At 44.0% G+C, this 25,997-nt stretch carries 27 protein-coding genes, 1 pseudogene and 1 riboswitch; of the genes and pseudogenes, 18 read left to right on the forward strand and 10 right to left on the reverse strand.

Translation table 11 applies throughout. The features are described 5' to 3' along the window. Positions 1 to 52: 52 nt before the first annotated feature. Entirely contained in the window at positions 53 to 913 is an 861-nt protein-coding gene (locus ACY8D0_RS12500; RefSeq protein WP_462410834.1) for a zinc ribbon domain-containing protein, read from the reverse strand. A gap of 35 nt (positions 914 to 948) precedes the next feature. Continuing rightward, positions 949 to 2,418, reverse strand: a complete 1,470-nt coding sequence (locus ACY8D0_RS12505; RefSeq protein ID WP_462410835.1) for a zinc ribbon domain-containing protein — start codon at positions 2,416 to 2,418, stop codon at positions 949 to 951. A gap of 412 nt (positions 2,419 to 2,830) precedes the next feature. On the opposite strand from ACY8D0_RS12505, the gene ACY8D0_RS12510 reads away from it, so the two are divergent. Continuing rightward, on the forward strand, positions 2,831 to 3,397 hold the full coding sequence (locus tag ACY8D0_RS12510; RefSeq protein WP_462410836.1) for a M20/M25/M40 family metallo-hydrolase: 567 nt from the start codon (positions 2,831 to 2,833) through the stop codon (positions 3,395 to 3,397). Next, positions 3,384 to 4,286 (forward strand): M20/M25/M40 family metallo-hydrolase, encoded by a 903-nt coding sequence (locus ACY8D0_RS12515; protein ID WP_462410837.1) that lies wholly within the window; start codon positions 3,384 to 3,386, stop codon positions 4,284 to 4,286. The genes ACY8D0_RS12510 and ACY8D0_RS12515 overlap by 14 nt, the downstream gene beginning before the upstream one ends. A 99-nt stretch (positions 4,287 to 4,385) precedes the next feature. On the opposite strand, the gene ACY8D0_RS12520 is transcribed toward ACY8D0_RS12515, so the two are convergent. Continuing rightward, on the reverse strand, positions 4,386 to 4,532 hold the full coding sequence (locus tag ACY8D0_RS12520; RefSeq protein WP_462410838.1) for a hypothetical protein: 147 nt from the start codon (positions 4,530 to 4,532) through the stop codon (positions 4,386 to 4,388). Positions 4,533 to 4,696: 164 nt separating this feature from the next. Between ACY8D0_RS12520 and ACY8D0_RS12525 the strand changes: the two genes are divergently transcribed. The 3 genes from ACY8D0_RS12525 to ACY8D0_RS12535 all read left to right on the forward strand — a co-directional run bounded on the left by ACY8D0_RS12525 (position 4,697) and on the right by ACY8D0_RS12535 (position 6,656). Then, positions 4,697 to 5,146 carry a DinB family protein gene (locus ACY8D0_RS12525; RefSeq protein WP_462410839.1) on the forward strand — a complete coding sequence of 150 codons (450 nt, stop codon included), beginning with the start codon at positions 4,697 to 4,699 and terminating at the stop codon, positions 5,144 to 5,146. A gap of 138 nt (positions 5,147 to 5,284) precedes the next feature. Then, complete coding sequence (locus ACY8D0_RS12530; RefSeq protein WP_462411354.1) at positions 5,285 to 6,127, forward strand: pentapeptide repeat-containing protein; 843 nt, start codon at positions 5,285 to 5,287, stop codon at positions 6,125 to 6,127. A 211-nt stretch (positions 6,128 to 6,338) separates the two neighbouring features. After that, positions 6,339 to 6,656, forward strand: a complete 318-nt coding sequence (locus tag ACY8D0_RS12535) for a hypothetical protein (RefSeq protein ID WP_462410840.1) — start codon at positions 6,339 to 6,341, stop codon at positions 6,654 to 6,656. 224 nt (positions 6,657 to 6,880) lie between these two features. Here ACY8D0_RS12535 and ACY8D0_RS12540 read toward each other — a convergent pair whose 3' ends face one another. Continuing rightward, positions 6,881 to 7,945, reverse strand: a complete 1,065-nt coding sequence (locus ACY8D0_RS12540; RefSeq protein ID WP_462410841.1) for an XdhC family protein — start codon at positions 7,943 to 7,945, stop codon at positions 6,881 to 6,883. 376 nt (positions 7,946 to 8,321) lie between these two features. Here ACY8D0_RS12540 and ACY8D0_RS12545 point away from each other — a divergent pair, with 376 nt between their 5' ends. The 4 genes from ACY8D0_RS12545 to ACY8D0_RS12560 all read left to right on the forward strand — a co-directional run bounded on the left by ACY8D0_RS12545 (position 8,322) and on the right by ACY8D0_RS12560 (position 11,157). After that, on the forward strand, positions 8,322 to 9,488 hold the full coding sequence (locus ACY8D0_RS12545) for a TraB/GumN family protein (protein ID WP_462410842.1): 1,167 nt from the start codon (positions 8,322 to 8,324) through the stop codon (positions 9,486 to 9,488). A gap of 65 nt (positions 9,489 to 9,553) precedes the next feature. After that, a complete protein-coding gene (locus ACY8D0_RS12550) occupies positions 9,554 to 10,042 on the forward strand; it encodes a GNAT family N-acetyltransferase (RefSeq protein ID WP_462410843.1) in 489 nt (162 codons plus the stop codon). A gap of 237 nt (positions 10,043 to 10,279) precedes the next feature. After that, entirely contained in the window at positions 10,280 to 10,609 is a 330-nt protein-coding gene (locus tag ACY8D0_RS12555; protein ID WP_462410844.1) for a PadR family transcriptional regulator, read from the forward strand. Further along, positions 10,606 to 11,157, forward strand: coding sequence for a DUF2812 domain-containing protein (locus tag ACY8D0_RS12560; RefSeq protein ID WP_462410845.1), 552 nt, complete (start codon positions 10,606 to 10,608; stop codon positions 11,155 to 11,157). Before ACY8D0_RS12555 ends, ACY8D0_RS12560 begins: the two co-directional genes overlap by 4 nt. Positions 11,158 to 11,222: 65 nt before the next feature. Here ACY8D0_RS12560 and ACY8D0_RS12565 read toward each other — a convergent pair whose 3' ends face one another. After that, positions 11,223 to 11,411: a hypothetical protein gene (locus ACY8D0_RS12565; protein WP_462410846.1), complete on the reverse strand. Its 189-nt coding sequence runs from the start codon at positions 11,409 to 11,411 to the stop codon at positions 11,223 to 11,225. 551 nt (positions 11,412 to 11,962) lie between these two features. Here ACY8D0_RS12565 and ACY8D0_RS12570 point away from each other — a divergent pair. Continuing rightward, the gene (locus ACY8D0_RS12570) at positions 11,963 to 13,315 is read left to right on the forward strand and encodes a glycosyltransferase family 2 protein (RefSeq protein WP_462410847.1); all 1,353 of its coding nucleotides are present in this window, start codon (positions 11,963 to 11,965) and stop codon (positions 13,313 to 13,315) included. A 273-nt stretch (positions 13,316 to 13,588) separates the two neighbouring features. Beyond that, positions 13,589 to 14,638 carry a M14 family zinc carboxypeptidase gene (locus ACY8D0_RS12575; RefSeq protein WP_462410848.1) on the forward strand — a complete coding sequence of 350 codons (1,050 nt, stop codon included), beginning with the start codon at positions 13,589 to 13,591 and terminating at the stop codon, positions 14,636 to 14,638. A gap of 242 nt (positions 14,639 to 14,880) precedes the next feature. Here ACY8D0_RS12575 and ACY8D0_RS12580 read toward each other — a convergent pair whose 3' ends face one another. Further along, the gene (locus ACY8D0_RS12580) at positions 14,881 to 15,309 is read right to left on the reverse strand and encodes a hypothetical protein (protein WP_462410849.1); all 429 of its coding nucleotides are present in this window, start codon (positions 15,307 to 15,309) and stop codon (positions 14,881 to 14,883) included. Positions 15,310 to 15,565: 256 nt separating this feature from the next. Here ACY8D0_RS12580 and ACY8D0_RS12585 point away from each other — a divergent pair, with 256 nt between their 5' ends. Beyond that, a complete protein-coding gene (locus tag ACY8D0_RS12585) occupies positions 15,566 to 17,626 on the forward strand; it encodes a beta-galactosidase GanA (protein ID WP_462410850.1) in 2,061 nt (686 codons plus the stop codon). A gap of 131 nt (positions 17,627 to 17,757) precedes the next feature. Here ACY8D0_RS12585 and ACY8D0_RS12590 read toward each other — a convergent pair. Together ACY8D0_RS12590 and ACY8D0_RS12595 are read right to left on the reverse strand one after the other, a co-directional pair. Next, positions 17,758 to 19,436 (reverse strand): annotated as a pseudogene (locus ACY8D0_RS12590) (multicopper oxidase family protein). Between the two features lie 218 nt (positions 19,437 to 19,654). Further along, entirely contained in the window at positions 19,655 to 19,939 is a 285-nt protein-coding gene (locus tag ACY8D0_RS12595) for an HNH nuclease-like protein HlpB (protein WP_462410851.1), read from the reverse strand. A 231-nt stretch (positions 19,940 to 20,170) separates the two neighbouring features. Beyond that, a riboswitch (glycine riboswitch) is annotated at positions 20,171 to 20,252 on the forward strand. A 90-nt stretch (positions 20,253 to 20,342) separates the two neighbouring features. Here ACY8D0_RS12595 and ACY8D0_RS12600 point away from each other — a divergent pair. From ACY8D0_RS12600 to ACY8D0_RS12625, 6 genes are all read left to right on the forward strand, one after another. Continuing rightward, positions 20,343 to 20,618: an ACT domain-containing protein gene (locus ACY8D0_RS12600; protein WP_462410852.1), complete on the forward strand. Its 276-nt coding sequence runs from the start codon at positions 20,343 to 20,345 to the stop codon at positions 20,616 to 20,618. 18 nt (positions 20,619 to 20,636) lie between these two features. Then, positions 20,637 to 21,998 carry a PFL family protein gene (locus ACY8D0_RS12605; protein ID WP_462410853.1) on the forward strand — a complete coding sequence of 454 codons (1,362 nt, stop codon included), beginning with the start codon at positions 20,637 to 20,639 and terminating at the stop codon, positions 21,996 to 21,998. A 428-nt stretch (positions 21,999 to 22,426) separates the two neighbouring features. After that, positions 22,427 to 22,756: a GtrA family protein gene (locus tag ACY8D0_RS12610; RefSeq protein WP_462410854.1), complete on the forward strand. Its 330-nt coding sequence runs from the start codon at positions 22,427 to 22,429 to the stop codon at positions 22,754 to 22,756. A gap of 44 nt (positions 22,757 to 22,800) precedes the next feature. Next, the gene (locus ACY8D0_RS12615; protein ID WP_462410855.1) at positions 22,801 to 23,445 is read left to right on the forward strand and encodes a phosphatase PAP2 family protein; all 645 of its coding nucleotides are present in this window, start codon (positions 22,801 to 22,803) and stop codon (positions 23,443 to 23,445) included. A 226-nt stretch (positions 23,446 to 23,671) separates the two neighbouring features. Then, positions 23,672 to 24,058 carry an FxsA family protein gene (locus ACY8D0_RS12620; RefSeq protein WP_462410856.1) on the forward strand — a complete coding sequence of 129 codons (387 nt, stop codon included), beginning with the start codon at positions 23,672 to 23,674 and terminating at the stop codon, positions 24,056 to 24,058. Positions 24,059 to 24,279: 221 nt separating this feature from the next. Then, positions 24,280 to 24,450 (forward strand): hypothetical protein, encoded by a 171-nt coding sequence (locus ACY8D0_RS12625; RefSeq protein ID WP_462410857.1) that lies wholly within the window; start codon positions 24,280 to 24,282, stop codon positions 24,448 to 24,450. 329 nt (positions 24,451 to 24,779) lie between these two features. On the opposite strand, the gene ACY8D0_RS12630 is transcribed toward ACY8D0_RS12625, so the two are convergent. Then, positions 24,780 to 25,322 (reverse strand): chromate transporter, encoded by a 543-nt coding sequence (locus ACY8D0_RS12630; RefSeq protein WP_462410858.1) that lies wholly within the window; start codon positions 25,320 to 25,322, stop codon positions 24,780 to 24,782. 15 nt (positions 25,323 to 25,337) lie between these two features. Further along, a complete protein-coding gene (locus ACY8D0_RS12635) occupies positions 25,338 to 25,967 on the reverse strand; it encodes a chromate transporter (protein ID WP_462410859.1) in 630 nt (209 codons plus the stop codon). Between the last annotated feature and the right edge of the window lie 30 nt (positions 25,968 to 25,997).

Here is a 25,997-nt window from a genome sequence, read left to right on the forward strand (position 1 = left end):
GGTTTTATAGAAAAAAGCACTCACCCAATTACGGATGAATGCTTTTTGATCCTTACATGCCAAATGGGTTAAAAGCATTGCCGATGGCATTTTTAATAGATTCAAACAAAATGTTTGCCATAATATAAATAGTAATGAAAGTGGCCAAGTAAGTTAATAGGGTGCCATAAATGACATCGAGCCCTTCCGTTGTATTTCGCTTAAAGCTGGCAATAACGAGCGCCGGAACAACGGTAATGGAACCAAAGATGGCAAACAGCAAAATAAAAAATGAAAATTTCATTTTTAAGAGGCTAAGCAATAGAGCCACCAACAGCAAAGCCGTAATTGGCAACAGGAAGGAGCCGAACCTGGCAATCACTTCTTTATATCCTGCTTGTACTTTTCCCAATTTAATGGCACCGAAAGTGAATGCGGAAACCAAAAAGATAAAGACAAGGTAACCGAAGAAAGGTTTGACCACCGCATCGCCGAATGGCGGGGTGATACTTTCGACTGCACTGTCAAATAAACCACCGCCGAAACTGCCCAATTCTTCAAGGATTCCTTTTAAACCGAAGTATAACACCAGCGGCGTAAACAAGGCGTATAAGCACATCGTGATGATGCCATTGACAAATTGCTCGCCGCCGTAAAACTGGCTGGTTGAAAAAGGTCTTTTTAATACTTCCATCGCATATCCAAAGTATAGCTTTGATATTTTCTTGGTTGTTTCTATATATTGGTTTGCCGCAGCCGGTTGTGCAGGCTGAGCTCCGTTATGGTGAGCTTGCGGGTTTTGATAATACGGTGTTTCCACCCGGTTAATGGTATCGGTTGCTGCTGCCGTCTGGCTGGCAGTCGTTAAATTTGTTCCGCAGTTTTCGCAGAACTTGCCTCCCTGATTTTCATGGTTACAATTTGGACAGATCATTTCCCCAACCCTTTCTTCTCTCTATTTTTTAAAAATTAATTGGCCCAAGCGGTTGTGTATTGCTTAGGATTTTCCTCTTTGGACTCATACAGGTTTTCGGAGTCCTCGTCGAATCCGTAGCTGTTCGAATGGTCTTCGACAAGCCATTTCTTTTTATCCGGGTCGTAAACCAAATAATACGTCCAATCTACACTATCATCAGATAATTCTGGTGTCTCTCCCGCGTTGTAATAATCCGAATTGTAATACTCTTCCGCATTCACTCGGACTTTCCACTGATCGTCATCTTGGTAGAGGGAAAGTGAGTCTAAATCGAATGTTGTTCCTAAATACTTTCCTTGGAACAGCCTGCCGGATTCTTTAGCGGAGTCAATTTCTGACTGCATCTCTTCATTTTGATCCGCTGTTTGTGTCGTGAACTTAGACATATCTCCTGAAGTATAGGCCTGCATCCACTCCTGCGCATTCAATACCAGTGTGTCGGTAATGGATTTCTGAAGATTTTTGTCTTGGGATAGATCGAATTCGACTTCTGTATCGTCGATTTTGATTTCATTTGACTTGGTTTCTCCCCATGGCAATTGGGCCACCACTTGCAATTTAAGGGACCCATCGGTGAGGATCGGCCCGAAGGATTGCTCGGAGAACGGATTCACCTTCAGTTCTTTGCCATTTAGCAGTACTTTCCCTTTAAGGCCTGAATCATCAATATCAGAATATAGGGTGACGTCTTTCCCTTCTAAATAAGCGTCCACTTCTTGCTTATCCCCGCCAGTTAAGAGGACATTTTGTTTATTTTTTAACGTTACATAGTCATTTTTTAAGCTGGCTTCCACTGTATAATAGCCTGGCACGAATGGACCGACTGTCTTTGAAAAGTTATTTTTATTGGCTGTTGCCACTTTTTTTCCGTTAACTTTCAATTCTGTCTTTTCATAGTTTGTGGCTAGTGACATATAGACAGGTTTGATGGTGATTTCATACTTATCGTAAAATAAGGTTTTACCGTTTTTCCGTAAATTAAATAATCCTGAATCCATCGTTTCTTCTATGTACGATTGGCTGTTTTTCGAATCGCTTTTTACCGAGTCATAGTACTTAGACTGTGACTTTAATGTTTCGACGATGTCTTGGACCCGATCTGGATTCTCTTCCAAAAACTTCATTAGTCCCTTTAAAGAATCCTGATCAATTTCCAGCTTTTTATCTGTGGAAACCAACAGGCTGGCCAGTTTATCCTGATCTTTTTCAATCAGTGCCGTTTCGACTTTTTCTATTTTTCTGTCTTTACTGGTCAGGTTTTCTCCTGCTTTATACCCTCCAAATAGGACCCCTAAAACAACTACCCCGGCAATAAGGAGTTTCTTGGTTCTAGGATTCATGGGTTGCCCGCTTTTTGGCGCAGAAGGTGGAATGTTTGCCTCTCTCTCTACCGGTTTCCCGCATTCCTTACAAAAAGCCGTCCCGCTTGCTAATGATGCTCCGCACTCCTTACAAAATGACATGTTCTCCTTTTCCTCCCCCAAAAAAATACAATACTATAACCATATTAATTTTATTTAATAGGTCATTTCCCCCCGTGCAAAAGTACGAGAAATTAAACAGCTTCATTATTATACAATAACAATCCAACAAATTGTATAAAAAATTTCCGATTATTTCCCGTTTTTCAGGCTGGAATTACCGGTAATTATTTCCTGCCCGCTACACTGAAAAAGAGAAAATGGGGCCGGCACCCCACCGCGGCAGAGCGTTACCAGGCTGGGGGACAGGCCCCCGCCTGATTAACGTGCTAAAGTGTCTATGCTTTCGTGGGGTTGTGGTTTTCTTTTGCACGGAACGCAATAGTATTGTACTATTCTGAAAATTACTTTTACCTTATAATAAAAAATATAAAAAGGGAGTGGGGTTATGTGGATGAAAAAGTGGAAATTGGCATTCTTGCTATTGGCAAGTTTTTTCCTTATTTTTGCAATTGTAACCATATTCAGGACCGCAACCGTAATGTCCAAACAGCCTGTGCCAAAGCCAACGCAGGCAGTCATTGACGAGGATGCTGCAGTTGGGCATTTATCACAGGCAGTCACCTATAAAACGATCTCCTATCAAGACCGGAGTAAGTTTGACTTTAGTGAATTTGATCGATTCATTGCCTTTTTACAAGAAAGCTACCCATTGGTCCATCAGCAGCTGGAGTATGAAAAAATAAATGATTACGGGCTGGTCTATAGATGGAAAGGAACAGATCCTGGCAAAAAACCAATTGGTTTGACGAGCCATTATGACGTAGTGCCTGTTTTAGGAGGCACCGAATCCAATTGGGAGCAGGAGCCTTTCAGTGGGGCGGTAAAAGATGGAAAGATTTGGGGGAGGGGAACACTGGATGACAAAATTGGGGTCATTGGCCTATTAGAAGCCACGGAACAATTGTTAAAAGACAAGATTTGCCCCCACTCGCGACATTTATCTGATGTTTGGCTTTGACGAAGAAATTGGCGGCGATGAAGGGGCCAACGTCATTGCCCAAACGTTAAAAGACCGGGGAATCAAATTTGAATTTGTGTTGGACGAAGGCGGGGCCATTGTCGAAAACATGGTGCCGGGAGTCGACCAGCCTGTCGGGGTAGTGGGAATTTCTGAGAAGGGGTCAGCAACGGCCGAACTTTCCATTGAAGGCAGCGGCGGCCATTCCTCGCAGCCGAAAAACCACACCAATATCGGGAGAATAGCGGCAGCGATAGCGAAGCTAGAGGATACCCAGTTTAAAGGAGACCTTCGAGGTCCTGGGGAGGACTTGTTCCAATTCGTGGCACCCGAGATGAGCTTTGGGATGAGGTATGTTTTTGCTAATAAGTTCATTTTCGAACCAGTGATTGAAAAAATATTATTAGGTGAGCCAGCTTCGGCTGCCTTAATCCGAACTACGATTGCGCCAACTATTTTCCAGGCTGGAGAGCAATACAATGCCCTGCCTGAAAAGGCATCCACAATGATCAATCTCCGGTTAATGCCGGGAGATTCTTTGGAAAAAGTAAAGGCCTTCATCGAAGATACGATTGATGATGAAGATATTCAGGTAACCTTGACAGGAAGCGAAGCCACGAAGGTGTCTTCTACAGACGGCTGGGAATTTAGTGCAGTACAGCAGGCCGCCAGAAACGTCTATGGCCAAGCCGTCATAGCAACGTACCTCATGTTTGCCGGCTCAGATGCCAAGCATTATGATGCTGTCTCGCAAAATACTTACCGATTCCTGCCTGTACAAATCACCTCTCAAGATCTCAACCGGATGCATGGGACGAACGAACATGTCACAATTCAAAACTACATCAACGCCATCAAGTTTTATATTGAAATCATGAAGGAAGTATAAGATGCGTAACTCCCTTGTGCTTTAACGCGGTAATCAGCTGGGGGACAGGCCCCCAGCCTGGTAATGCTTCACCGCAGTGGGGGACTGTCTCCATCGGCGTTAATTAATGTTTTTCCCTTGTTGCTTGATGGTCACATGTTTAGGTTGTTTTGGATGGGAAGTCTTGCCCCCGTCGTCTGGACCGGTCAGGGTGTTTCGTTGGTCTAGTACGTTTCCGGAGTATTCAATCGGGTTTTGATCTGCCATTTTTTCCACCTCCTATGTCTAGGATGGATGATTGGGATGAAACCTACTCAAGAGAATCAGACAGGGCAATAAGATTTAGTGTAAATATTTGGATGTTGCCTGGCGATAAAGTATAATAGGGGGTATCTTTTGAATTAGTGATGTTTATAAGGGAGGCGGTTGGTATGAGGACAATTAGGAAAATGTTTGAGCACATGCATTGGGCTAACTTGCGAATTCTAGAAACCTTAAAGACTAGTGGAGATGGTAATCACCAGGCGAAGCAGCTGCTTTCTCATATCCTACTAGCGGAAGAGGTATGGCTTAACCGCCTAAAAGGTTTAAGCTGTTCACCTCAAGCAATATGGACAGAGCTTAGCCTTGAAGAATGTTTGCGGCTAGCGGAAACCAACCATAAAAACTTTGCAGAACTGCTTTCAGGGCTGTCTGATGCAAATAGCGAAGACATCATTACCTATAAAAATAGCACCGGCAAAGAATTCACTACGTCTCTAGCAGACATCTTAACCCATGTCGCATTGCACGGACAATACCACCGAGGCCAAATCAACCGTCTCCTCCGGCAAGAGAACCTCGAACCCATCAATGTCGACTACATTACCTACGTAAGATAGGTGGAGAGGCAGAAAAATCAAAGCCCTTCATCATAGTAATGCGTTAATCGGGTGGGGGACAGGTCCCCAGTGCTTTAAAGTGTTAAACATAAAGGATGTGCAAGAATTTTGTCTATTATAAATGAGGATGTAAAATCAATGGTTTCGGTTAGCCGAGGCAAACTGCGGGTGGATTGCGAAAATTGCTTTGGCTTGTGTTGTGTGGCGCTTGCTTTTGCTGCTTCAGCGGATTTTAAAGCGGATAAAGACATTGGTACACCTTGTCCGAATTTGGGTGCGAATTTTCGCTGCGGTATCCACCAGAATTTGAGGCAAGAAGGGTTTAAAGGCTGTACGGTGTTTGACTGCTTTGGCGCCGGGCAAAAGGTGTCCCAGGTTACTTTTGAGGGAAAGGATTGGCGTGAGGACCGTGAAACGGCTAAGAAGATGTTTGACGTATTCCCCATGATGCAGGAGCTTCATGAAATGTTATGGTACCTGACAGAAGCCCTTTCCCTGGAGGCTGCTCATTCTATCCGCGAGGAGCTGTGCATGAAACTGGAGAAAACGGAGCAGCTTACTTTGCTTGGCCCTGATGCTCTCCTAAACCTGGACATTCCATCACACCGTTTTGAAGTCAATACTCTGCTGTTAAAGGCTAGCGAACTGGTTCGCACCGGTTCAGCAGTTCTTCAGAAGGGAACTAGGAAAAACAAGAAACTGGACCATCGGGGAGCAGACTTTATTGGGGCAAAGTTAAGAGGGGCCAATTTTAATGGTGCCAACCTAAGAGGCGCCTACCTTATTGCTGCTGACCTTCGTGGGGCCGATTTAAGAATGGCTGACCTTATCGGTGCAGATATGCGAGATGCCGACCTGAGCGGCGCGGACCTGAGGGGAAGTATTTTTCTGACTCAAGTTCAGGTAAACTCGGCGAAAGGGGACACAAAAACCAAATTGCCGGATTCACTCGTTCATCCTGCTCATTGGTCCGCCGCATAATTAAATGTACCTAGATGGAAAGCCAAAATTCTAAATTAGAAACTAGCAAACTAACCAAGATTCGAGTCCTGTCCGGACTCTATTGTCTTGGTTTTTTTATTCCCCTCTACATGTCAGACTTGTGTTCTTAAACCAAGATTTGTTAGTTATCCATTCATAATATGGGCACTATATAGTTAACCATTATGCATTTAGGAACGAGGCGTAACGAATGGAGACCTTTCCTGTGGTTTATACCAACTTTTGGGACAGCATTATAGCAGTCCCTCTGGTTGTCATCCTAACAGAAATAATCAAAATGATATTGTCAATCTCAAAACCATATGTACCTGGACTAGCCAATGCACTAGGGCTCATCATTGCCGTCTTCTTTGCCCATCCCAAAAGTATCTGGGCGGGTATCTTCATGGGATTTTTTTATGGAAACGCAGCTTCGGGAATGTACTCCTCGATAAAAACCCAAATCCGTGCCTATAGAAGAACAGGGAAATACCAAAAAAAGCATCCGCCAAGTGCTCCGCCACGGTAATGCGTTAACACGCCGGGGGACTGTCCCCCGGTACAGCAATGCGTTAAAGCGAAATGGAGGGAGGCCTGTTTAGTTCTTGTTGGCATTGTCCAAGATCTGGAAGGTCATGTGCACTGCAGCATATAGGTTTGGAAATCTTCATGGGTAGCGATTTCTGTTGATGCAGTATGGAGTATTTTTACTCAATTGATGCCCGCACATTAGGACCAAGATGCCGTTCGGGTTCAGAAAGCTTTGATTTTGCGGTGGCATAGGGAACCTCCTGTCCTTCCATTTTTAAAAGCAGTTAATTCAGAAAGAATGCTGATCGTAATTTCCTCAGGTGATTCGGCCCCAATATCCAGGCCTACTGGCGAATGAATCTTTTCCTGAAGCTGGCTGGCAGTCAGGTTGGTTTCCTGACCAATGAGTTCCGTTAACTTGGCAAAACGCTGCCTCGATCCAAGCAGACCGATATAGTTCAAATCAGCTTTTAATAAATAAGATAATGCCGCTTGATCTGACTCCAAATTGTGGGTCATGATTACGGCATAAGACCCTGGAGGAATCGGCACAGATTCATAATCGCTTTTTCGGATCAAAGCCTTGTCGATATCAGGAAAATAGGTGGAGAGATAAGTTTCTCGGTGATCAATTACCTTTACTCTCCATGGCAGGTTGCTCGCTTGTTTCGCAAGTAAAGCTGCATCGGGACCGGAACCGATAATAAACAGCCATGGGAGTGGCTGGATAGGCTCGACATACACCAGAGCTTCACAACCGTTAACCATAGTTTCTACCAAACATGGCTTCTGCGGGTTATTCAAAGTCAGCCATTCTGACTGCCCGTATTCCTCATTCCACTGGATACCGGGCTGCAATTGAGCATGATTGGACGATTCAATGACAGATAAATAGAAATAAGGGGTATCGCAGGTTAGGCGATTTTGTATTTCAGAAAGAAGTTTGCTGGCCTTTTCCCGATGGTTGATTGGGTCAAAGGGTTCAAGCCAAACGGTAATGACCCCATTGCATCCAACTCCGAGCCCCCATAGTAAGTCGTTTTCCCAGCGAAAATCGTATTTAATTATTTTGGGAGTATTGGTAGTTAACACATCCCGTGAATGTTCCAAAAGATCGGATTCTACACATCCGCCGCTCAACATGCCATCAATCTCCCCAGTTTCATGTATTAGGCAGCGCGCACCTTCACGCCGGTAAGAAGAACCATCAGCCTTCACAATTGTGGCTAAAACAGCACGGAGCTGTCCATTATAACAGCGGACCAGCCCTTTATAAATATCCTTCATCTAAGGCCACCCCCTAAGTACGTCGTTTCATAAATGAATAAATGTTGCACCTTTTCGATAGCCATCCGGAGAAAAGGTCACCACTATTCATTTTATTCTCTTACTGATTTGATAAATTCCATAAATCTCGGCAAAAAGAGAAGCTCCATATCCGCGTTGCCAAAGGGATATTTATCATTTGGCAATGGCGCACAAAACGCACCAACCATTTCTACGGTTCAGTAATGCGTTAAAGCGGTGGGGGACAGGCCCCCAGTGCAGTAATGCGTTAAAGATGAAGGGGACATGCCCCACTATTTTGCTGTTTTTTGGCTGCCGGTTAATGGTATAATAGACGAATAAATCTTTTGTATTCGGTCTTTAAAGGAAGGTATGTATGAGCGAGGAGAATATTACGAGGATTCATTTGGATGGCAAGGAATATATTTTGATAGGAACGGCACATGTTTCGAAGAATAGTGCTGAGCAGGTGAAAGAGGTCATTGAGGCAGAACGGCCGGATTCAGTTTGTATCGAATTGGACGAGCAGCGTTACCAAGCAATTACGGAAGGCAGCAAGTGGAAGGAAATGGACATCATTCAGATCATTAAGGAAAAGAAGGCCTCGCTCTTATTAATGAATCTGGCCATCTCCTCTTTTCAAAACCGTATGGCCAATCAACTCAACATCCGTGCGGGCTCGGAAATGATTCAGGGCATTGAATCCGCGAAGGAAGTCGGGGCCAATCTGGTGTTGGCCGACAGGAATATCCAAGTTACCTTTTCCCGGATATGGGGCAACCTTGGCTTCTGGGGCAAAGCCAACCTACTTACCTCGGTTATTGCCAGCATCTTCAGCAAAGAAAGCATCACGGAAGAAGATTTGGAAAAAATGAAGGAACAAGACACGATCAACGCGATGCTCAATGAATTTACCGAAAGTTTTCCTAGGCTGAAAACGCCGTTGATTAATGAACGGGACCAATATCTGGCGCAAAAAATCAAGGAAGCGCCCGGAGAAAAAATCGTCGCCGTTTTAGGGGCAGCCCACGTCCCTGGCATTAAAGAAGAAATCAAGAAGGAACAGGACTTGGATCTTCTGACGGCCTTGCCGCCAAAATCGGTTGTTCCGAAAATCATTGGCTGGAGTCTGCCTATTCTCATTTTAGCCATGATTGTCTATACATTTATTGCAAGCCCGTCAGCCGGCCTCGACCAGACCATCAGTTGGATTTTATGGAACGGGTCATTTGCGGCACTCGGAGCGGCAATTGCTTTGGGTCATCCGTTGACCATCTTGACGGCCTTTGTGGCCGCACCGATCACCACCTTGCATCCGCTTTTGGCAGCGGGATGGTTTGCTGGTTTGGCCCAAGCCTATGTCCGCAGGCCGAATGTCAAGGATTTCGAAACACTGGCAGAGGACGTCTTTACCGTAAAAGGGTTTTGGCGGAACAAAGTCAGCCGAATTTTGCTGATTGTTGTTTTATGCAACCTTGGAACGACCTTTGGCTTGTTCATCGGAGGAACGGACGTCATCAAAACATTTTTGGAAAATTTATAAGATTAAAAGGATGAGATCTTCGTGATTCATCCTTTTTTTAAAGAGATTGGAGGGCCCCAACAGAGATGGTACAAATAAGAAACGTAAAAACAGAAGATCTATCTGAACTGGTGATTGTAGAAAACCTTTGTTTTACAAAAGAAGAGGCCGCCACGATAAGTGCATTTGAGGAGAGGATTCAAATGATTCCGGACAGTTTTTTCGTGGCTGAAGAGGGAGGTGCGGTTGTCGGGTTGGTTAATGGGCCCGTTCTGGACACCCCCTACATAACCGATGACCTGTTTAGTAAAATTAAGGCCAATCCTCCAACGGGGGGCCATCAGAGCATCTTGGGATTAGCGGTGCGGCCATCCCATCAAAACCAAGGAATTGCCACAGCGCTTTTGACTCATATAGAAAAAAAAGCAAAAGAAAAGGACCGCGAAACCGTGACCCTGACTTGCAAAAAAGACTTAATCAACTATTACAAAAAACACGGATACGAGAACAACGGGGTCTCTAGCTCCACCCATGGCGGGGTGGTCTGGTACAACATGGTGAAAAAGTTGTCATAAATAGAATTTCCAAAAAAGACTAGAGGGGACAGTCCCCTGGTAATTTAATGCGGTGAACTGGCGGGGGCCTGTCCCCCACGACTTTAACGCGTTAAACGGCCGGGGGAATGTCTCTTTTTTAGTTGCGCGACTTTTCTTGAAAATAGTAAAAAGACCGATTGAACTTTATATCGACAGCCGATATAATATAACTGTAGACGATATATCGCCAGACGTAATAGATGAGAGGTGATAATTATGAAGGAAATGACCGAACACAATGCATTGACGGAAGCCGTTTATTATATTCTTTTATCCCTCTTTCAGCCAATGCATGGATACGGCATCATGCAAAATATAAAGGAACTAAGCAATGGGCGTGTATCACTTGGGGCGGGAACGCTGTACGGGGCGATTAATACATTGCAGGAAAAAGGCTGGATTAGGCCATTGCCGAATGAAGTGAATTCACGCAAAAAGGAGTATGAAATTACGGAAATAGGAAAATCAGTCGTTGAGCTTGAACTCATGAGGTTAAAGGAACTTATTCAAAATGGCGAGGCCATTGCGGGGAGATGGGAATCATGAAACATGTAATCAGGAAATTATTTTATGATTTTGAGAAGGAAGAAAGATTTATAAATGACATGTCAGCCAACGGTATGGCTTTAATTGATTATTCATGGTGCAAATATGTGTTTGAGGAAGCGCCCAAGGGGGAATACATTTACCGGCTCGAATTGCTTGAACATCCGGCCAATCATCCGGAAAGTCAGAATTATATCCAATTTATGGAAGATACTGGAGCGGAACTCGTGGCTTCGTATCACCGCTGGGCGTATTTTAGAAGAAAAGCCGCCGATGGTGAATTTACCATTTACTCTGACTTGGATTCCAAATTACAACACTACAAAAGAATAATGACTCTATTCGCGGCAGTGGCCGGGTTAAACTTCCTCATTGGAATTTTGAACCTATTCCTCGGAAACCTTTCTGCAACCACAGGAAGACCCCCCATTAATACTTACATGTCCATATTATCCTTCTCCGTCGCCGCACTGCTGCTAATATTTATCATCTTACCGCTAAACAAAAAAATAGAAAACCTGAGATCGGATAAGGGAATCCATGAATAGGGGAAAGTCCCCGCCACGTTAATACTTTAGCAGGGTGGGGGCCTGTCCCCCACCTAGTTAAAGCACTAAAGCATGCTGGCTAGTTTTTCTTCGATGTATTGGTTGACCAAGAGATGTTGTTTGAGTGAAAGGGATATATAGTCAGGGTTGGCTGGGCCGTGTTGGGTGTATAATTTCAGAAGTTGTGTTTTTGTGCTGGCTATTTCCTTTAATAGGTCAATGTTTTCGTTTGGGATTTTTCGGATGCTTTCCATAGTACACCTCATACAGCATTATTGTGGTTAAGGGATAAACTTTTCTAATCGTACCACTAGTCATTTTTAAACGAAATGGACTAAGAGAAAATAGAAATTTTCTAAAAAATGATAAATGATAGTAAAAAAATAAATGAAAAAAATTTTTCCCACAGAAACCACAGAGCATTATAAAATAGTTCTGTATCGTGTGCTATATCAACATAATTTCCTCAGTAAAAATAAAATAATTTAGTGATTTCAGAATGGTTGGTTTATTTATCTATTGGATAAGCCAATAAAACTAAAAGGACTCCTTTGTATTAGAGATATAATGGGGACGTTGCATAACGAAATGATAGAAACAGCCCACCCTCAAAGTAAATGAAATGGGATAGCACTTCGGCGGTTTAACGTTTTACCATGTTGGGGGCCTGTCCCCCTGCACTTTAAAGCGGTACCTTAAAAAAGTTTCCCCTCCTTTTTTGTAATATATTGAAAAATCCCCATATTTAAAATATATTATATTATAGTAGTTTAGTACTATTACTTTGGTCGGGGAGGGATGTTTTATGAAACCGATATTAAGTTCAGTGCATACCCGTTTGAATACGTTGGAAAGGAAACTGTATGTTCCTATTAGGACCAAGTTTTTGATTAGCCACTTTGTTGCATTCCTATGGTTGTGCTTGACTATTTTGTTTGCCCTTCCTTGGATAAAGGATTTATCTCAGGTTGTCACTATGCCGATTGCTTTATTTATTATAAGTGGGATTTGTTACATTCCCGGCTACATGAATGCCTTTTTAGTCATCAGCCTGCTTCTGGACCGACAACCATCGTTTAAAAATAAGTTCCCCGGTGATGACATCACCGTAATGATCGCCGCACACAATGAAGGAACAAGAATTTTTCAGACATTGAAATACATCGACCGCCAAGACTATTCAGGAAAAATAAAAGTTTTTGTGATCAATAATTGTTCCACCGACCAAACAATCTACGAAGTCTCAAGAGCTCAACAGGAATTATCTATCGAGATTGAACTGCTTCATGAAGATACCCCCGGAAAGTTTCATGCTTTAAACCATGGCTTAAAATTTGTCACTACACCCTATGTCATTACCCTTGATGCAGATACCTTACTTCATTCATCATCAATTCGATATATTGTCGCACGGATGAAATCCAGTCCGGAAGATGTTTGCGCGGTTGCAGGTTCGGTTTTGGCTAAAAATAGCAGAGAGAACCTGTGGACCAAGATTCAGGAGTGGGATTACTTTTTAGGGATTGCATCCATTAAAAGACTGCAAGGATTGTATCAAGGAACCTTGGTTGCCCAAGGTGCTTATAGCTTATATAAAACCCATTGCATCAAGGAAGCAGGCGGTTGGCCGGACGCTATCGGGGAAGATATTGTGTTAACCTGGCGGCTGCTTCAAAAGAAATGGCGCGTTTATTTTGAGCCATTGGCTGTATCTTTTACAGAAGTTCCCAAAACCTTTAAACATCTAGTCCGTCAACGGGCGCGCTGGGCAAGAGGGATGATTGAAGGATTAAGAGAAATAAAGCCATGGAATCAGCCCCAAGTGTATGTAAAATATCTGACTGGAATCAACTTCATCATGCCATATTTAGATGCCATCTATACGGTATGTTGGCTGCCTGGGCTAATTTTAGCTTTCTTTGGCTACTACTGGATTGTCGGTCCTATGACACTGCTCGTTCTGCCCTTAACCCTTCTTAGCTACAGCATCCTTTATTCCTACCAGAAAAAAGCAGTATTTAACCCGTTAAATCTCAAAATAAGAAAAAACTTACTCGGTTTTATCTTTTTCGTCCTATTCTACCAAATGATTATGTCACCCGTTGCTGTTCTCGGATACATACAAGAAACATTCAAAACAAGAAGAAAATGGAGTTAAAAACAAAAGCAATAGGACAAGTTCCTATTGCTTTAACATTTTATCACAGTGGGGGACAGGCCCCCACTGCAGTAAAGCGTTGACGCGCCAGGGGACAGGCCCCAGGTAATTTAACGCGTTATCAGAGTGGGGTAAAATACCCATGAGTAAGCTGGTTTTTATCCGAAATATGGTAGAACAACCCTATGTACAAGCTATTATTATATTTTGTACTATTGATAGTGTAATAGAATATGGAATTTTATTACAAATATACCAAATGGAGGTTGTTGAATGAAGAAAAAGATTCTAGCACTATCATTATCCGGTTTAATGGCTTTTGGGGGGCTTACTGCTGTGTCTGTTCCAGTCAGCGCTGTAGGGGAAGGTCCAAACGTTGGCGGCAATGAATCAATCCAAACCTCGATTCTCCATACATACGAGGAACTAGTCGATTTCCTCCAAACACAAGATGCCAAGCAGGATGCCATGAAGCTTGAAGTCATTGGGCAAACTGTCAAAGGACGTGATATTTATCTAGCCAAATATATCACTAACCCTTCTAACCCTACCATTCTATTTTTAACCCAGCAGCATGGGAATGAGCAGTTGACCACAGAGGGGGCCCTAGAATTTATTAAACATTTAGGAACACAGAAGATGAAAGGTGTCCTTGATAACGTCAATATTCTCGTCGTCCCCATGCTCAATGCGGACGGAGCCATGGGAGACGTGGACTTTTCTCTAGATGATTATATGGCAGACGGTGGAAGGCATTTAACTCGCTATAACGCCACAGGGACAGATTTAAACCGTGATCACGATGCCAAAGCCCAGCCTGAAACTCAAGCCCTGCACAACAATGTGCTGAAAAAGTACCACATAGATTATATGGTCGACCTTCATCATCAAGGAACACAAAGTCAAATAAACGGAGAGTATGTGTCCGGTTCCATCCTATACCCGACCAATGCAAACGTGAAGCCTGAAGTTTTAGAACGATCGAAAAAACTGGGGGCAGTGGTATATAATGCGGTAGATTCTACCGGCTGGGGCCATATTGGCAAATACAATGGCGGTTCCGAGACAAGAATCGGACGAAACGGTGCTGCAGTTGAATATGGTATATCCACACTGCTATTCGAAATGCGCGGCATGTCCGACCATGAATATGAGCCATATGTGCTGGGACAAAAGAGTAATGGATACCTAATTAAACAAACCATTACCACCCTCGACGCCACAGTCAAAGCCATCGCCGACGGTTCCATCGAGCAAGCCGACACCAGCTTTTGGGACACCCTCCCAACCCAAACCTCAAGACCTGGGGAAGAAACTGAATAATAGAAAAAAGGGACAGTTCTTCAGCTGTTTAACACGTTAACAGGCTGGGGGCCTGTCCCCCAGTGCGTTAATGCGATACTGCATTGTTGATTTGTCCACTCATGCGTTATGAGTCTCTAGCGGAAAAACTCCGTCCGCTTCTTCAGCACGAAGGTATTGTTCCGGGGATTTTCATTCTATTAAAATACTGACCTTCCCGCTATATCAATCAAGCCCATCCTCTAGTGGCGGGAAATTTCTTTTTATTCCTCTTCTCCATCTTCCGTTTCTGTCTCTCCATCTTCCGCTGTTTCAGTTTCTTTTGCTTCCTGAATCCTTTCATTCAGTAAATCATAGGCATTCATTCGCATTTTAGCGCTGCTGATGAGCTGGTCCATGACTTGTAAGAAGCTATCATAGTCTATATTATTTTCGCTGCAGCCTTTTATCAAATTAATAAAATCATGCTCCAGCATTCCGTAGCCTTTTTTAAAATCGTTAGGATCCATCGTTAAAAAATACTCCTCATCCACAACAAACTCATTCATCACCTTCTTCGTCAAGTGTTCCTTTGTCACTTGAATGGCCTTCTTTTCCTCCTCGCTATAATGCTGCTCATCCTCATATACCGAACAAAGCGTTAAATAAATATCCTCAAGCAATTTTGTCGGGGACAAATAATTCAACTCCATACCCTTCTCCCTCGCAAAGAAATGAAAACCGAAACACTGCCACATCTTTTACTAGATATCTTATTAGCATTTCCATTACTGCAAAATTTATGTAATAGTTGGGTCCTCCCTCCAATAAGGGGTGTCCCGTAACTGCAATAATTAAGTTTTAATTCTGAATTTTTTACAAAGTAACGTTGAAATTATAAAATACTAATGTAAGCGCTAAAAAAACGATAGATTGAATCATAAATAGAAACCTAAAAGGGAGAGTAATATGTCTAAATATGATAGAACCTATATCACTAAAGCGAATTTTATGCTTCATGGAGGAGACTACAATCCGGACCAATGGCTGGACCGTCCCGACATATTAGCGGATGATATCAAATTAATGCAACTATCCCATATGAATACTTTTTCTGTCGGCATCTTTGCCTGGAGTGCGTTGGAGCCGGAAGAAGGGATCTATAACTTTGAATGGCTAGATAAGATTTTTGACGATATTCATAGTATCGGCGGCCGGGTAATTTTGGCGACACCAAGCGGAGCCCGTCCTGCCTGGATGTCACAAAAATATCCAGAAGTGCTCCGAGTCAATACGGCACGGGTAAAGCAATTGCACGGCGGACGGCACAATCACTGTTTTACTTCTCCGGTCTACCGTGAAAAAACGCAACAAATGAACAAACTGCTGGCCGAACGTTACGGTCAACATCCCGCTCTGCTCATGTGGCACATCTCGAACGAATATGGCGGTGACTGTCATTGTGACATGTGCCAAAATGCTTTCAGGGAGTGGTTGAAAGAGAAATATAACCATGATTTGAAGGCGGTTAACGATGCCTGGTGGGGTCCGTTCTGGAGCCATACCTACTCAGATTGGTCCCAAATTGAATCTCCTTCTCCGAACGGGGAACGTATGGTCCATGGGCTAAAACTTGATTGGCGCCGGTTCGTGACCGACCAGACCATCGATTTTTATAAAAATGAGATTGTGCCATTACAGGAAATCACGCCGGATGTACCGATTACGACCAACTTCATGGCCGACACGTTGGATTTAATTCCGTTTCAAGGCCTGGATTACAGCAAGTTTGCTAAGCATTTGGATGTCGTGTGCTGGGACGCCTATCCCGCATGGCATAATGATTGGGAAACGACCGCGGATTTGGCGATGAAGGTCGGATTTATCAACGATCTATACCGCAGCCTGAAGCAGCAGCCATTTTTAACAATGGAAATGACCCCGAGTTTGGTTAACTGGCACAAGGTCAATAAAGCCAAGCGGCCTGGCATGCATCTGCTGTCCTCGATGCAAATGGTGGCGCATGGCTCTGACAGCATCTTCTATTTCCAATGGCGGAAGTCACGCGGGTCATCGGAAAAATTTCACGGGGCAGTTGTAGACCATGATAATAGTCCGAACAACCGGGTATTTCAAGAGGTGGCTAAGGTTGGAGAAACTTTAGAAAAATTAGCAGATGTAGTCGGGACCAACCGTCCATCGGATGTAGCAATCCTCTATGATTGGGACAGCAACTGGGCCATCAACGACGCCCAAGGTTTTGGTTTGGACACGAAGCGTTATCCGCAAACCTTGCAGCAGCATTACCGCACCTTTTGGGAAAAAGATATACCGGTTGATGTCGTCACAAAGGAACAGGATTTTTCCAACTACAAGTTATTAATTGTGCCGATGCTGTATTTGATAAGCGAGCAGACGATATCTCGGTTAAAGTCGTATGTGGCCCAAGGTGGCAGGTTGGTAATGACTTATATCAGCGGGCTTGTGAATGAACATGACCTAACATATTTGGGTGGATGGCACCAAGATCTTCAGGAGATGTTTGGCATGAAGCCGGTAGAAACGGATACGTACTATCCTAGCGACCGAAATGCAATCCATTTCCGTGACAAAACATATGAACTGAAGGATTATGCAACTGTTATTGAAGTCAATGGAGCAGAAGTGGAAGGTGTTTATCAAGATGATTATTATGCCAACACTCCTGCTGTTACCAGCCATCAGTATGGTGAGGGAAAAGCCTTTTACATTGGCGGCCGACTAGAAGATGACTTCCAGAGGGATTTTTACCAAGAAATCATCCATGAATTGTCTATTGAATCGGCAGCGGACGTCAAACATGGCAATGGCGTATCGGTACAAGTCAGACGTTCTCAGGAGAAAGACTACCTCTTCATCATGAACTTTACAGAACAGAGCCAATCCGTCACACTCGGTTCCACCGTGAAAGACGTGATAACAGGTGAAGAACTCACAGATCACCTGACATTGGAAAAATACGAAGTAAGAATCGTAGAAAAACAAAAATAACACTAAAGAGGGCCAGCCTCCTCGCTTAAAAGCAATGAGGACCGGTCCTTTTTAGCACTTTAAAGTAGTGGGGGACAGGCCCCCGCCACAGTAAAGCGTTAACGTAGCTGGGGAGCCAGCCCAGGTTAATTTCATGATTGAGGGGGGATTTTGATGACTTTGTCCAAGAGTTTGTTGATGAGGGATAGTGAGATGAACAGAGGATTTTCATACTCGCATTGGCAGTTTCCATTTTCGTGGTCGCAGCATTGTGTATACGAGTCATCAGCGCAAACCCCTTGAATCGGCTGGCATGGGTCGAAATTCGGGTTTTTTAGCACTTCGTATGGCCGCATCATATCGTTGTCTTCGTGTTCGAGGATGTGGCAGTGCCATGGATAGATACCAGTAAACGGTCCAAACCGCGCGATAATCCGCGTCACTTCCCCTGGATTTGCCCGCACCGTATCCTTCCAGCCGCGCTCATTTTCGTCCGGCGGGATGAGATCCCCAAATTGAAGTGATGCCGGGTTGCGTGGGTCACCTGTGAAAGCCTGCCGATTCAAAATTTGGAAGTGCACAAGATGCAAATGAATTGGGTGTGTGTCTCCTGTGTTATTGTATAGCTCCCATACTTCGATCGTTCCGTTATAAGGCGTCTCGGTTAAAGGCAAGTCAAACCACTGCAAATCATTTAACAATAGGAGCAGCCGTTGAAACTCATCCATTCTCTCCTCTAGTGTGTTAATTCTCGTAACAACAGCTTCATCTTTATTCAGGCGTTCCAGACAGCTGAGCCGTTTAGGTATCTCACTGGTGTCGGGGTGAGAAAGACTTTCTTTTACACGGAACTGCATAATCTGAGATAGGTCCTCATTAGGCGCATCTCCTGCAGGAAAGGGAGCATTGGCACTATTAGTAAGAATAATCCGATTTCCATTTTGATTTGAAAAATCAATGATTACATCGGCCCGCTCCGCCGGGGCTAGAATAATCGTGTTCGTTTCTACCTTGGATTCCAATAAGCCGCCTTCGGTTCCAATTTGGATAAACTTTTGACCCGAGCTCAATTGCATTTTGTAAAAACGGGCATTTGATCCGTTTAAAATGCGGAAACGATATTTCCGGGGTTCTACCTCCAAATAAGGCCACACTTTTCCGTTTACTAAAATCGTATCTCCAAAAAATTCTGGTACGATAGATGGGTTAGGAAAGTGGGGAACTTCTTCCGGAGGCGGTATGACATCGGGTTGAGAAGAATAAAAAAGTTCACCATTCGGATAGAAAGACCGGTCTTGGATTACCATGGGAATTTCATAGGGTCCGCTTGGCAGATTTAAGCTCTCTTCCTGGTCATCCCGAATTAGATAAAATCCTGCCAAACCCGCATACACATTAAGGCGTGTGATACCCAACGCGTGGTCGTGGTACCAAAGAGTGGTGGGTCGCTGACAGTTAGGATAGTAGTAGACTTTTTCAAGAAATTTTGGCCCTCTTTTTTCAAAATCACGAGTAAACCAAGCTTCAGGATAACCATCGTACTCGGGCCGGACGCGTCCTCCATGTAAATGAACTACCGTTCGGACAGAAGGCTGGTCTGGCGTGGTTCGTTTTTCCATTTGACATATATCGGTTCGTTTCTTCTTACCTCAAAAGTTGGACCAGGGTAGGACCCGTTGAATCCCCAAACCGTTGTTTCAGGCAAGTCCCGGTGCAGTTTTTGCTTCACTTGTTTCATGGAGACTTCGTAGTAAGGTTTGCCATTCCGGAATCCCACCGGTTTAACGACGGATGGAATGGGCAAAGTATCCACAAACTTTTTAAGCTGCATTATGCTGTTCTCCTTTCGCAAAAAGTAATTACGTGTCCAGACATTCCTATACCATGGACATACTATAGTTAATGTAGGAAATGGGAAAATGTCTGGACAAGTATGGAGAAATAACGATTATGGGCTTGTAAACTAGTACACTTGTAATTTTTTAACAGCAAGGGGAGGAATAGACAGCTATTTATGAACGAAGCAGGCAGCTATCGCTGGGGGGGATGTTATCTTTTCCTCCGTTCCTTCGACTTTTTTATTTTCATGATTTTGCTCGAAGGTTGTTTCCGAATCCATTTGATAAACCGGGCCAATTTTTCATCTTTCCTTAAATCAGGAATAGAAGTCAGCCGTGCTGCAATTTCTTCATTGGTATAAAGGGCATGAATTTGCTTATGGCACGGAATGCAAAGGTTGGCAGTGTCCCCGAACGTTCCGCCCATCTCCTTGGGAAGCAAATGATGAACCGTAATTTCCACCTCCTCCCGTCCACAAAGCTCACAAATCCCCATAAACCAACCCTCCAGCCAATTTTTGTATATTATTATGCGCCTTTTTAAGAAATTAAATGTGGAGTCTGTCCCCCGCTAGAGTAACGCATTACCGCAACGGGGGCCTGTCCCCCACCTAAGTAATGCTTTAACGCAGCAGACAAACTCTTTTCATTGACTGAATCAGGATATATTGCTACTATTGGTTTAATTCAATTAAGCGCGATGAATGCTATGGATGATACTATAGCAGGAGCAGCTTCTGGAGAGACCCCATGGATTGGTGCGGCGCCGAAGGATTCATAATCTCAGGCAAAAGGACAGGAGAAATGTGGTGCAAAGCCAAAAAAGTTGCACACGTTTTTTCCCTGAGATTGGACATAGGATCCAATCTTTTTTTATTTTTCATAATGAGGTGGGAACAATGGCAAGCAGACGTGCAGTCGTAAGTGTAATCGGGAAGGACAAAGTAGGGATTATTGCCCGTGTGACAACTATATTGGCGGACAATAAAATGAACATTTTGGATATCAGCCAAACGATTTTACAGGAATTTTTTACGATGATGATGATTATCGATGTATCACAAACCAACGATTTAAATAAACTGCAGGATGAATTGAACCTTGTCGGTGAGGAAATGGATTTAAAGATTCACATCCAGTTAGAGGAAATTTTTCAAGCAATGCACCGAATTTAAGGGAAGGGGTGAGGCAAAATGAACATTGGCATGGATGAAATACTGCAAACCATTCGCATGGTGCAAATGGAAAACCTGGATATCCGAACTGTGACCATGGGCATCAGCCTACTTGACTGTGCCGATTCTGATTTTGAAAAAATGAACCGGCGGGTTTTGGAGAAAATTATGGGCTATGCGAAAAACTTAAGGGCAACGGCCGAGCAAACGGAAAAGGAATATGGGGTTCCTATCATCAACAAGCGGATTTCCATTACACCGATTGCGGAAATTCTAGGGAATGCCACTGTGGAACAAGCGGTGGAATTGGCCAAAACCCTTGACCAGGCTGCCAAAGAGCTGGGGGTTGACTTTATTGGCGGTTTCTCTGCCTTGGTTCACAAAGGCATGTCAAAGGGGGACGAGACCCTGCTTAAGGCGTTACCGGAAGCGCTAAGCGTCACTGAGCGGGTCTGTGCTTCTGTATCAGTTGGAACAACCCGGACGGGAATTAATATGGACGCCGTTAGGCAACTTGGTTTTATTATTAAGGATGCCGCGGAACGCACGAAGGACCAAAATGGGATTGCCTGCGCCAAGCTGGTCGTCTTTTGTAACCCTGTGGAGGACAACCCCTTCATGGCGGGAGCCTTTCATGGTGCCGGTGAGGGAGAAGCGGTCATTAACGTCGGCGTCAGCGGCCCCGGCGTGGTTTTAAATGCACTAAGAAAGCATCCGAATGTAGATTTAGGAGAAGTTTCCGATATTATTAAAAAAACAGTCTTTAAAATAACTCGTGCCGGCGAGTTGATTGGCCGGGAAGTGGCCAAGCGTCTTGGAGTGCCGTTCGGAATCATGGACTTGTCGCTTGCCCCAACCAATGCCTTAAATGATAGTGTGGCCGAGATTCTTGAGGAGATCGGTTTAGAGAGGGTAGGAACCCACGGAACGATCGCGGCGCTCGCGCTTATGAACGATGCCGTGAAAAAAGGCGGGGCGATGGCAAGCTCCTATGTGGGCGGTTTAAGCGGTGCGTTTATTCCGGTCAGTGAGGACAACGGCATGATACGGGGCATCGTCGACGGGGCGCTGACGTTATCCAAGCTGGAAGCCATGACCTGCGTCTGCTCGGTCGGTCTTGACATGATTGCCCTAAGCGGTGATGTAACACCGGCTGCTCTTTCCGGCATCATCGCTGATGAAGCGGCAATTGGTATGATCAACAAGAAAACCACAGCGGTTCGGGTCATCCCGGTTCCTGACAGCAAAGAAGGCGACATGGTCGAATTCGGCGGCCTGCTCGGCAGAGCCCCCGTCATCGGCGTCAACCCCTTCAGCCCAGAAAAAATGATCAACCGTGGCGGCCGAATCCCAGCCCCGCTCCAAGCCTTAATCAACTAGCAACACGCAAATAACCAACAAATCAAAAAACTAAAAAAAGCTCCTGTTGTAGAAGTTGAAAAACTCCACTACAACAGGAGCTTTTTTACTTTACCAGAGTGGGGGACAGTCCCCCGCTGCTTTAAAGCATTAGTTGAGTGGGGCGTTGTCCCGACTATTATAAGTGGTTTGGCTTTATCCGATTCATTCGGGTTTGGGTGTCAAAGTCAGGTATGTTTGGCGAATATATCGGGGAAATTTATCTTGAGGTCTATCACCGACCGAGACATGGTGATTGAGTAAGATTCGTTTTTCTCAATCCTTTATGGAGCAAAAAAACTGAATCTAATGTAAGATAGGAGAGTCTATGAAAGGTACATTTGTCCACTTTATCTTGGTAGGAATCATAAATACGTTCGTAGGCTTGAACATTATGTACCTGTCTTTGCATGCGGCAGGGCTATCCTACTAACTGTCAACGTTCCTTGGAAACTGTGGGTGCGTGTGTAAGTTTCTTTTTAAATAAAAATTTCACATTTAATAGTAAAAATCCGGCACCAACATCTGCCCTTTGTGATAATGGCCTGTATTTCATTTCCTATGATGTCGGAAAAAATATGGTGGTTTGGGCATTAAAGAATAACCACTCGCTTCCATCCAATATCAAAACCGACCTATCTGTCCTTATAGGTACTGGACTGTATAAGTTGTTAAATTACTTGGGACAAAAGATATTTGTTTTTTCCAAAAGGCAATCGGTTAATTTAAAAAATTATTAAGAGAAATATATGTACTAGCAATTGTATGCCTGGAGGACATGTTCATGAGTCTAAAATACCATCTGGTTATTGCTTTTATGATTAGTTTAGTCTGTGTGGGCGGTTTTCTTTTTACTGCTTCATTAATAAGTGATCACCATATCATTAAATTTGACAGTATTGTCATTGCTGCAATTCAAGGACTGGAGTCGCCATGGGTGACAAAGGTAATGAAATGGTTCACCTTTGTTGGTTCTTTTCCAGTCATTACGGTCATCAGTGTGGTTGTCATTTTCTTTGGTTACAAAGTTTTGCATCACCGTCAAGAAATCATATTATTTATCTTTGCGATCATTGGCTCAACCGTGATAAACCATATTTTAAAACAGGTTTATCACCGGGTCCGGCCCGATATTCATCGGTTAATCAATATCTCAGGCTACAGTTATCCAAGCGGCCATGCCATGAACGCATTTACCGTCTATGTCATTCTTACTTTTTTGCTTTGGCGCCATATTCCCAGCAGGTGGGGAAGGACCTTGTTAATCGTCTTTAGTACGGTTATGATTCTAGCAATTGGAATCAGCCGGATTTACTTGGGAGTACATTATCCAAGCGATATTATCGGAGGTTATTTGGCAAGCGGATGCTGGCTGACAGTGGCCATTTGGTTTTTCCAGTATTATAAAGAAAAAAAGCGGTCCATGTAAAAATTGCATGGTGATAGGTTGCCGCCTGGACCCTGTCCCCAATCCAGCTAAACCCCGGATTATTAATGAAATCTTAAGGAGTAACCATGATAATGGGAAACAAGGGAGGGCAGCTTAGTCGCTCTGGCTTGCACGACAGGGAAATTCCCATAGTAAAAAAGAGGTCCACCTGCCTACTGGCTAATAGGGGATACTCACCAGTTTACCGCCGAAAAGGAGATTGCCTATGCGTTATTTATTTTTCTTTATTATAGCCGTACCCGCGGCCGATATAGGGTTATTATTGGTTTCAGGTAAAGTAATCGGAGTGTGGCTCACGGTGATGCTAATTATCTTAACAGGTGTCCTAGGGGCCTATTTGGCAAAGAAGGAAGGGCTGCAAACACTCAGAACCCTCCAAGCACAACTGCAACATGGTCAACTCCCTGGCGATGCCGTCCTGGATGGGATTTGTATCCTTATTGGAGGGACCCTTCTCCTGACACCAGGCTATATCACCGACATTACCGGCTTTCTCATGCTGTTTCCACCAACAAGAAAAATTATCAAGCGATACATGCTCAAACACATAAAAAGGAAAATCACTCGCAGCAATATAAAAATAATCAAATAAACACAAGTCGAAGAACTCCGTGGGCTAGACCCCAGTGCATTAACGCTTTATCGAAGTGGGGGCCAGTCCCCCAGTGCGTTAACGCTTTACCCTGATGGGGGACTGACTGGCCCTTGGCATTTGTCACACTTTAAGGACATTTTGCATAATGTTTTGATAGGGAAGTATAAAGTTAGTTTAGCAGGAGATAATTGGGATATGGATGAGAGGGAGGTTTTATTGTGAGACAGCCTTTTGACTATGCCCAGCTATTTTATAATGAAGTGATTTTCTATTTGGAACAAAAATGGAACCGCCCGTTAACAGATCATGAGCGGAATGTCCTGGTTGAGGGATATCGGTTTGGCCGGATGGTGGAAGCTGAAAATGAAATAACGATCCTTCAGGATTAACCAGACAAATTTATTGTGTGCTCCCCAAAAAGACCAATATCGTTCTAAATGCGATTGATTGTCCTATTGCTACGAATACGCTGTCGCGTTAACGCTTTACTCTAGCGGGGGACAGACCCCTATTTTTTTAGCCGATAGGCCCGTCGTTCAGCGTATTCTGAACAGGGGATGCACACTTTTATGACATTACCCTTGTCATTAACGTATTTTCTCAACGGTTTGGTCTTCCGCTGACAGATATTGCATTTGTTTTGAAACAAATCAAAAAACCCCATCCTCCTCACTCCCTAGTCTGAAATATGCTTCAACATATTATATTCTCAAAAACTCTAAGAATACAGGGCAATGCCCACTAAACCAGAGATTATGATGACATAGACAGGGTTCCACCGGAGCTTCATCAGTGCAAATAACGATAAACCAAAGATGAGCAGCATACTGATGGATTGGAAAGAAACATCAAGCGTGACTAAATGATTGGCTTGGGCAAATTTTACGGCCGCAAAAATAATTAAACTGGTGACGATTGGCTTTAATCCGTAAAACATGGATTCTACGACGGGATGATGATGCAATTTTAAAAAAAAGGAAGCCACTACGACGACTAGCATGATGGCAGGCAGTAAAATAGCAGCCGCAGATGTGACGGCACCGGCCACCCCAGCAGCGGAATATCCCACAAGAATGGCACTGTTTGCCGCAATCGGCCCCGGGGACATCCCCGCGATGGCCACCATATTCACCAATTGTTCGGTTGTCATCCAGCCATATTTGGTGGCTGCCGCCTCAATAAGCGGTATCATTGCATATCCTCCGCCAAAAGAGACAAATCCCAAAAAGAAAAATGTGTGAAACAATTCCCACAATACCATACTAAAATTCCCCCGTTAAATTCCGGCTCCCATAAAATAATCCGGGTTATTGGCCGGGTCCTTCGCTTTTTCATGCTTCAACTGAACTTCCAAGCCCAGCTTTCTTTTTGTAAAAATGGAAGCCATTCCGGCTATGGCACCAAGAATAATGGCCAGTACTGGATGGATAAAGAACAAGGCCATAACACCCGCCAGCATGATCAGAAAGGTCGTTTTGTCAAAAATCGCTGTCCGTGCTGTTTGGATGGCCGCATACACAATGATGGCCACAATCGTCACCCTAATCGAGACGAAAGCCGCTTCCAGCTTCGGATTGCCATGAATGAAAAAATAACCAATGCCTAAGGCCAACACGATGATAAAGGTTGGCAGCGAAACACCGATCATCGCCGCCAGGGCTCCTTTGATGCCGCCGACCCGGTGGCCAATAAATGAAGCGGAGTTAATCCCGACCGCTCCAGGCACCGATTGGGACAAGGCAAAAACTTCAGTGACCTCTTCGCTTTCCAGCCAGTTCCTTTTTTCAACGATTTCCCTTTCGATTAATGGAATCATCGCAAACCCGCCGCCAAAGGTTACAGGGCTGATTTTAAAAAAGGTCCAAAATATTTGAAATAACTTCTTCGATTCACTGTTCACGTTCATCCTTCTTTCAAGAGTGGCTAGGTTCCCATC

Source organism: Neobacillus camarae (assembly GCF_054950115.1).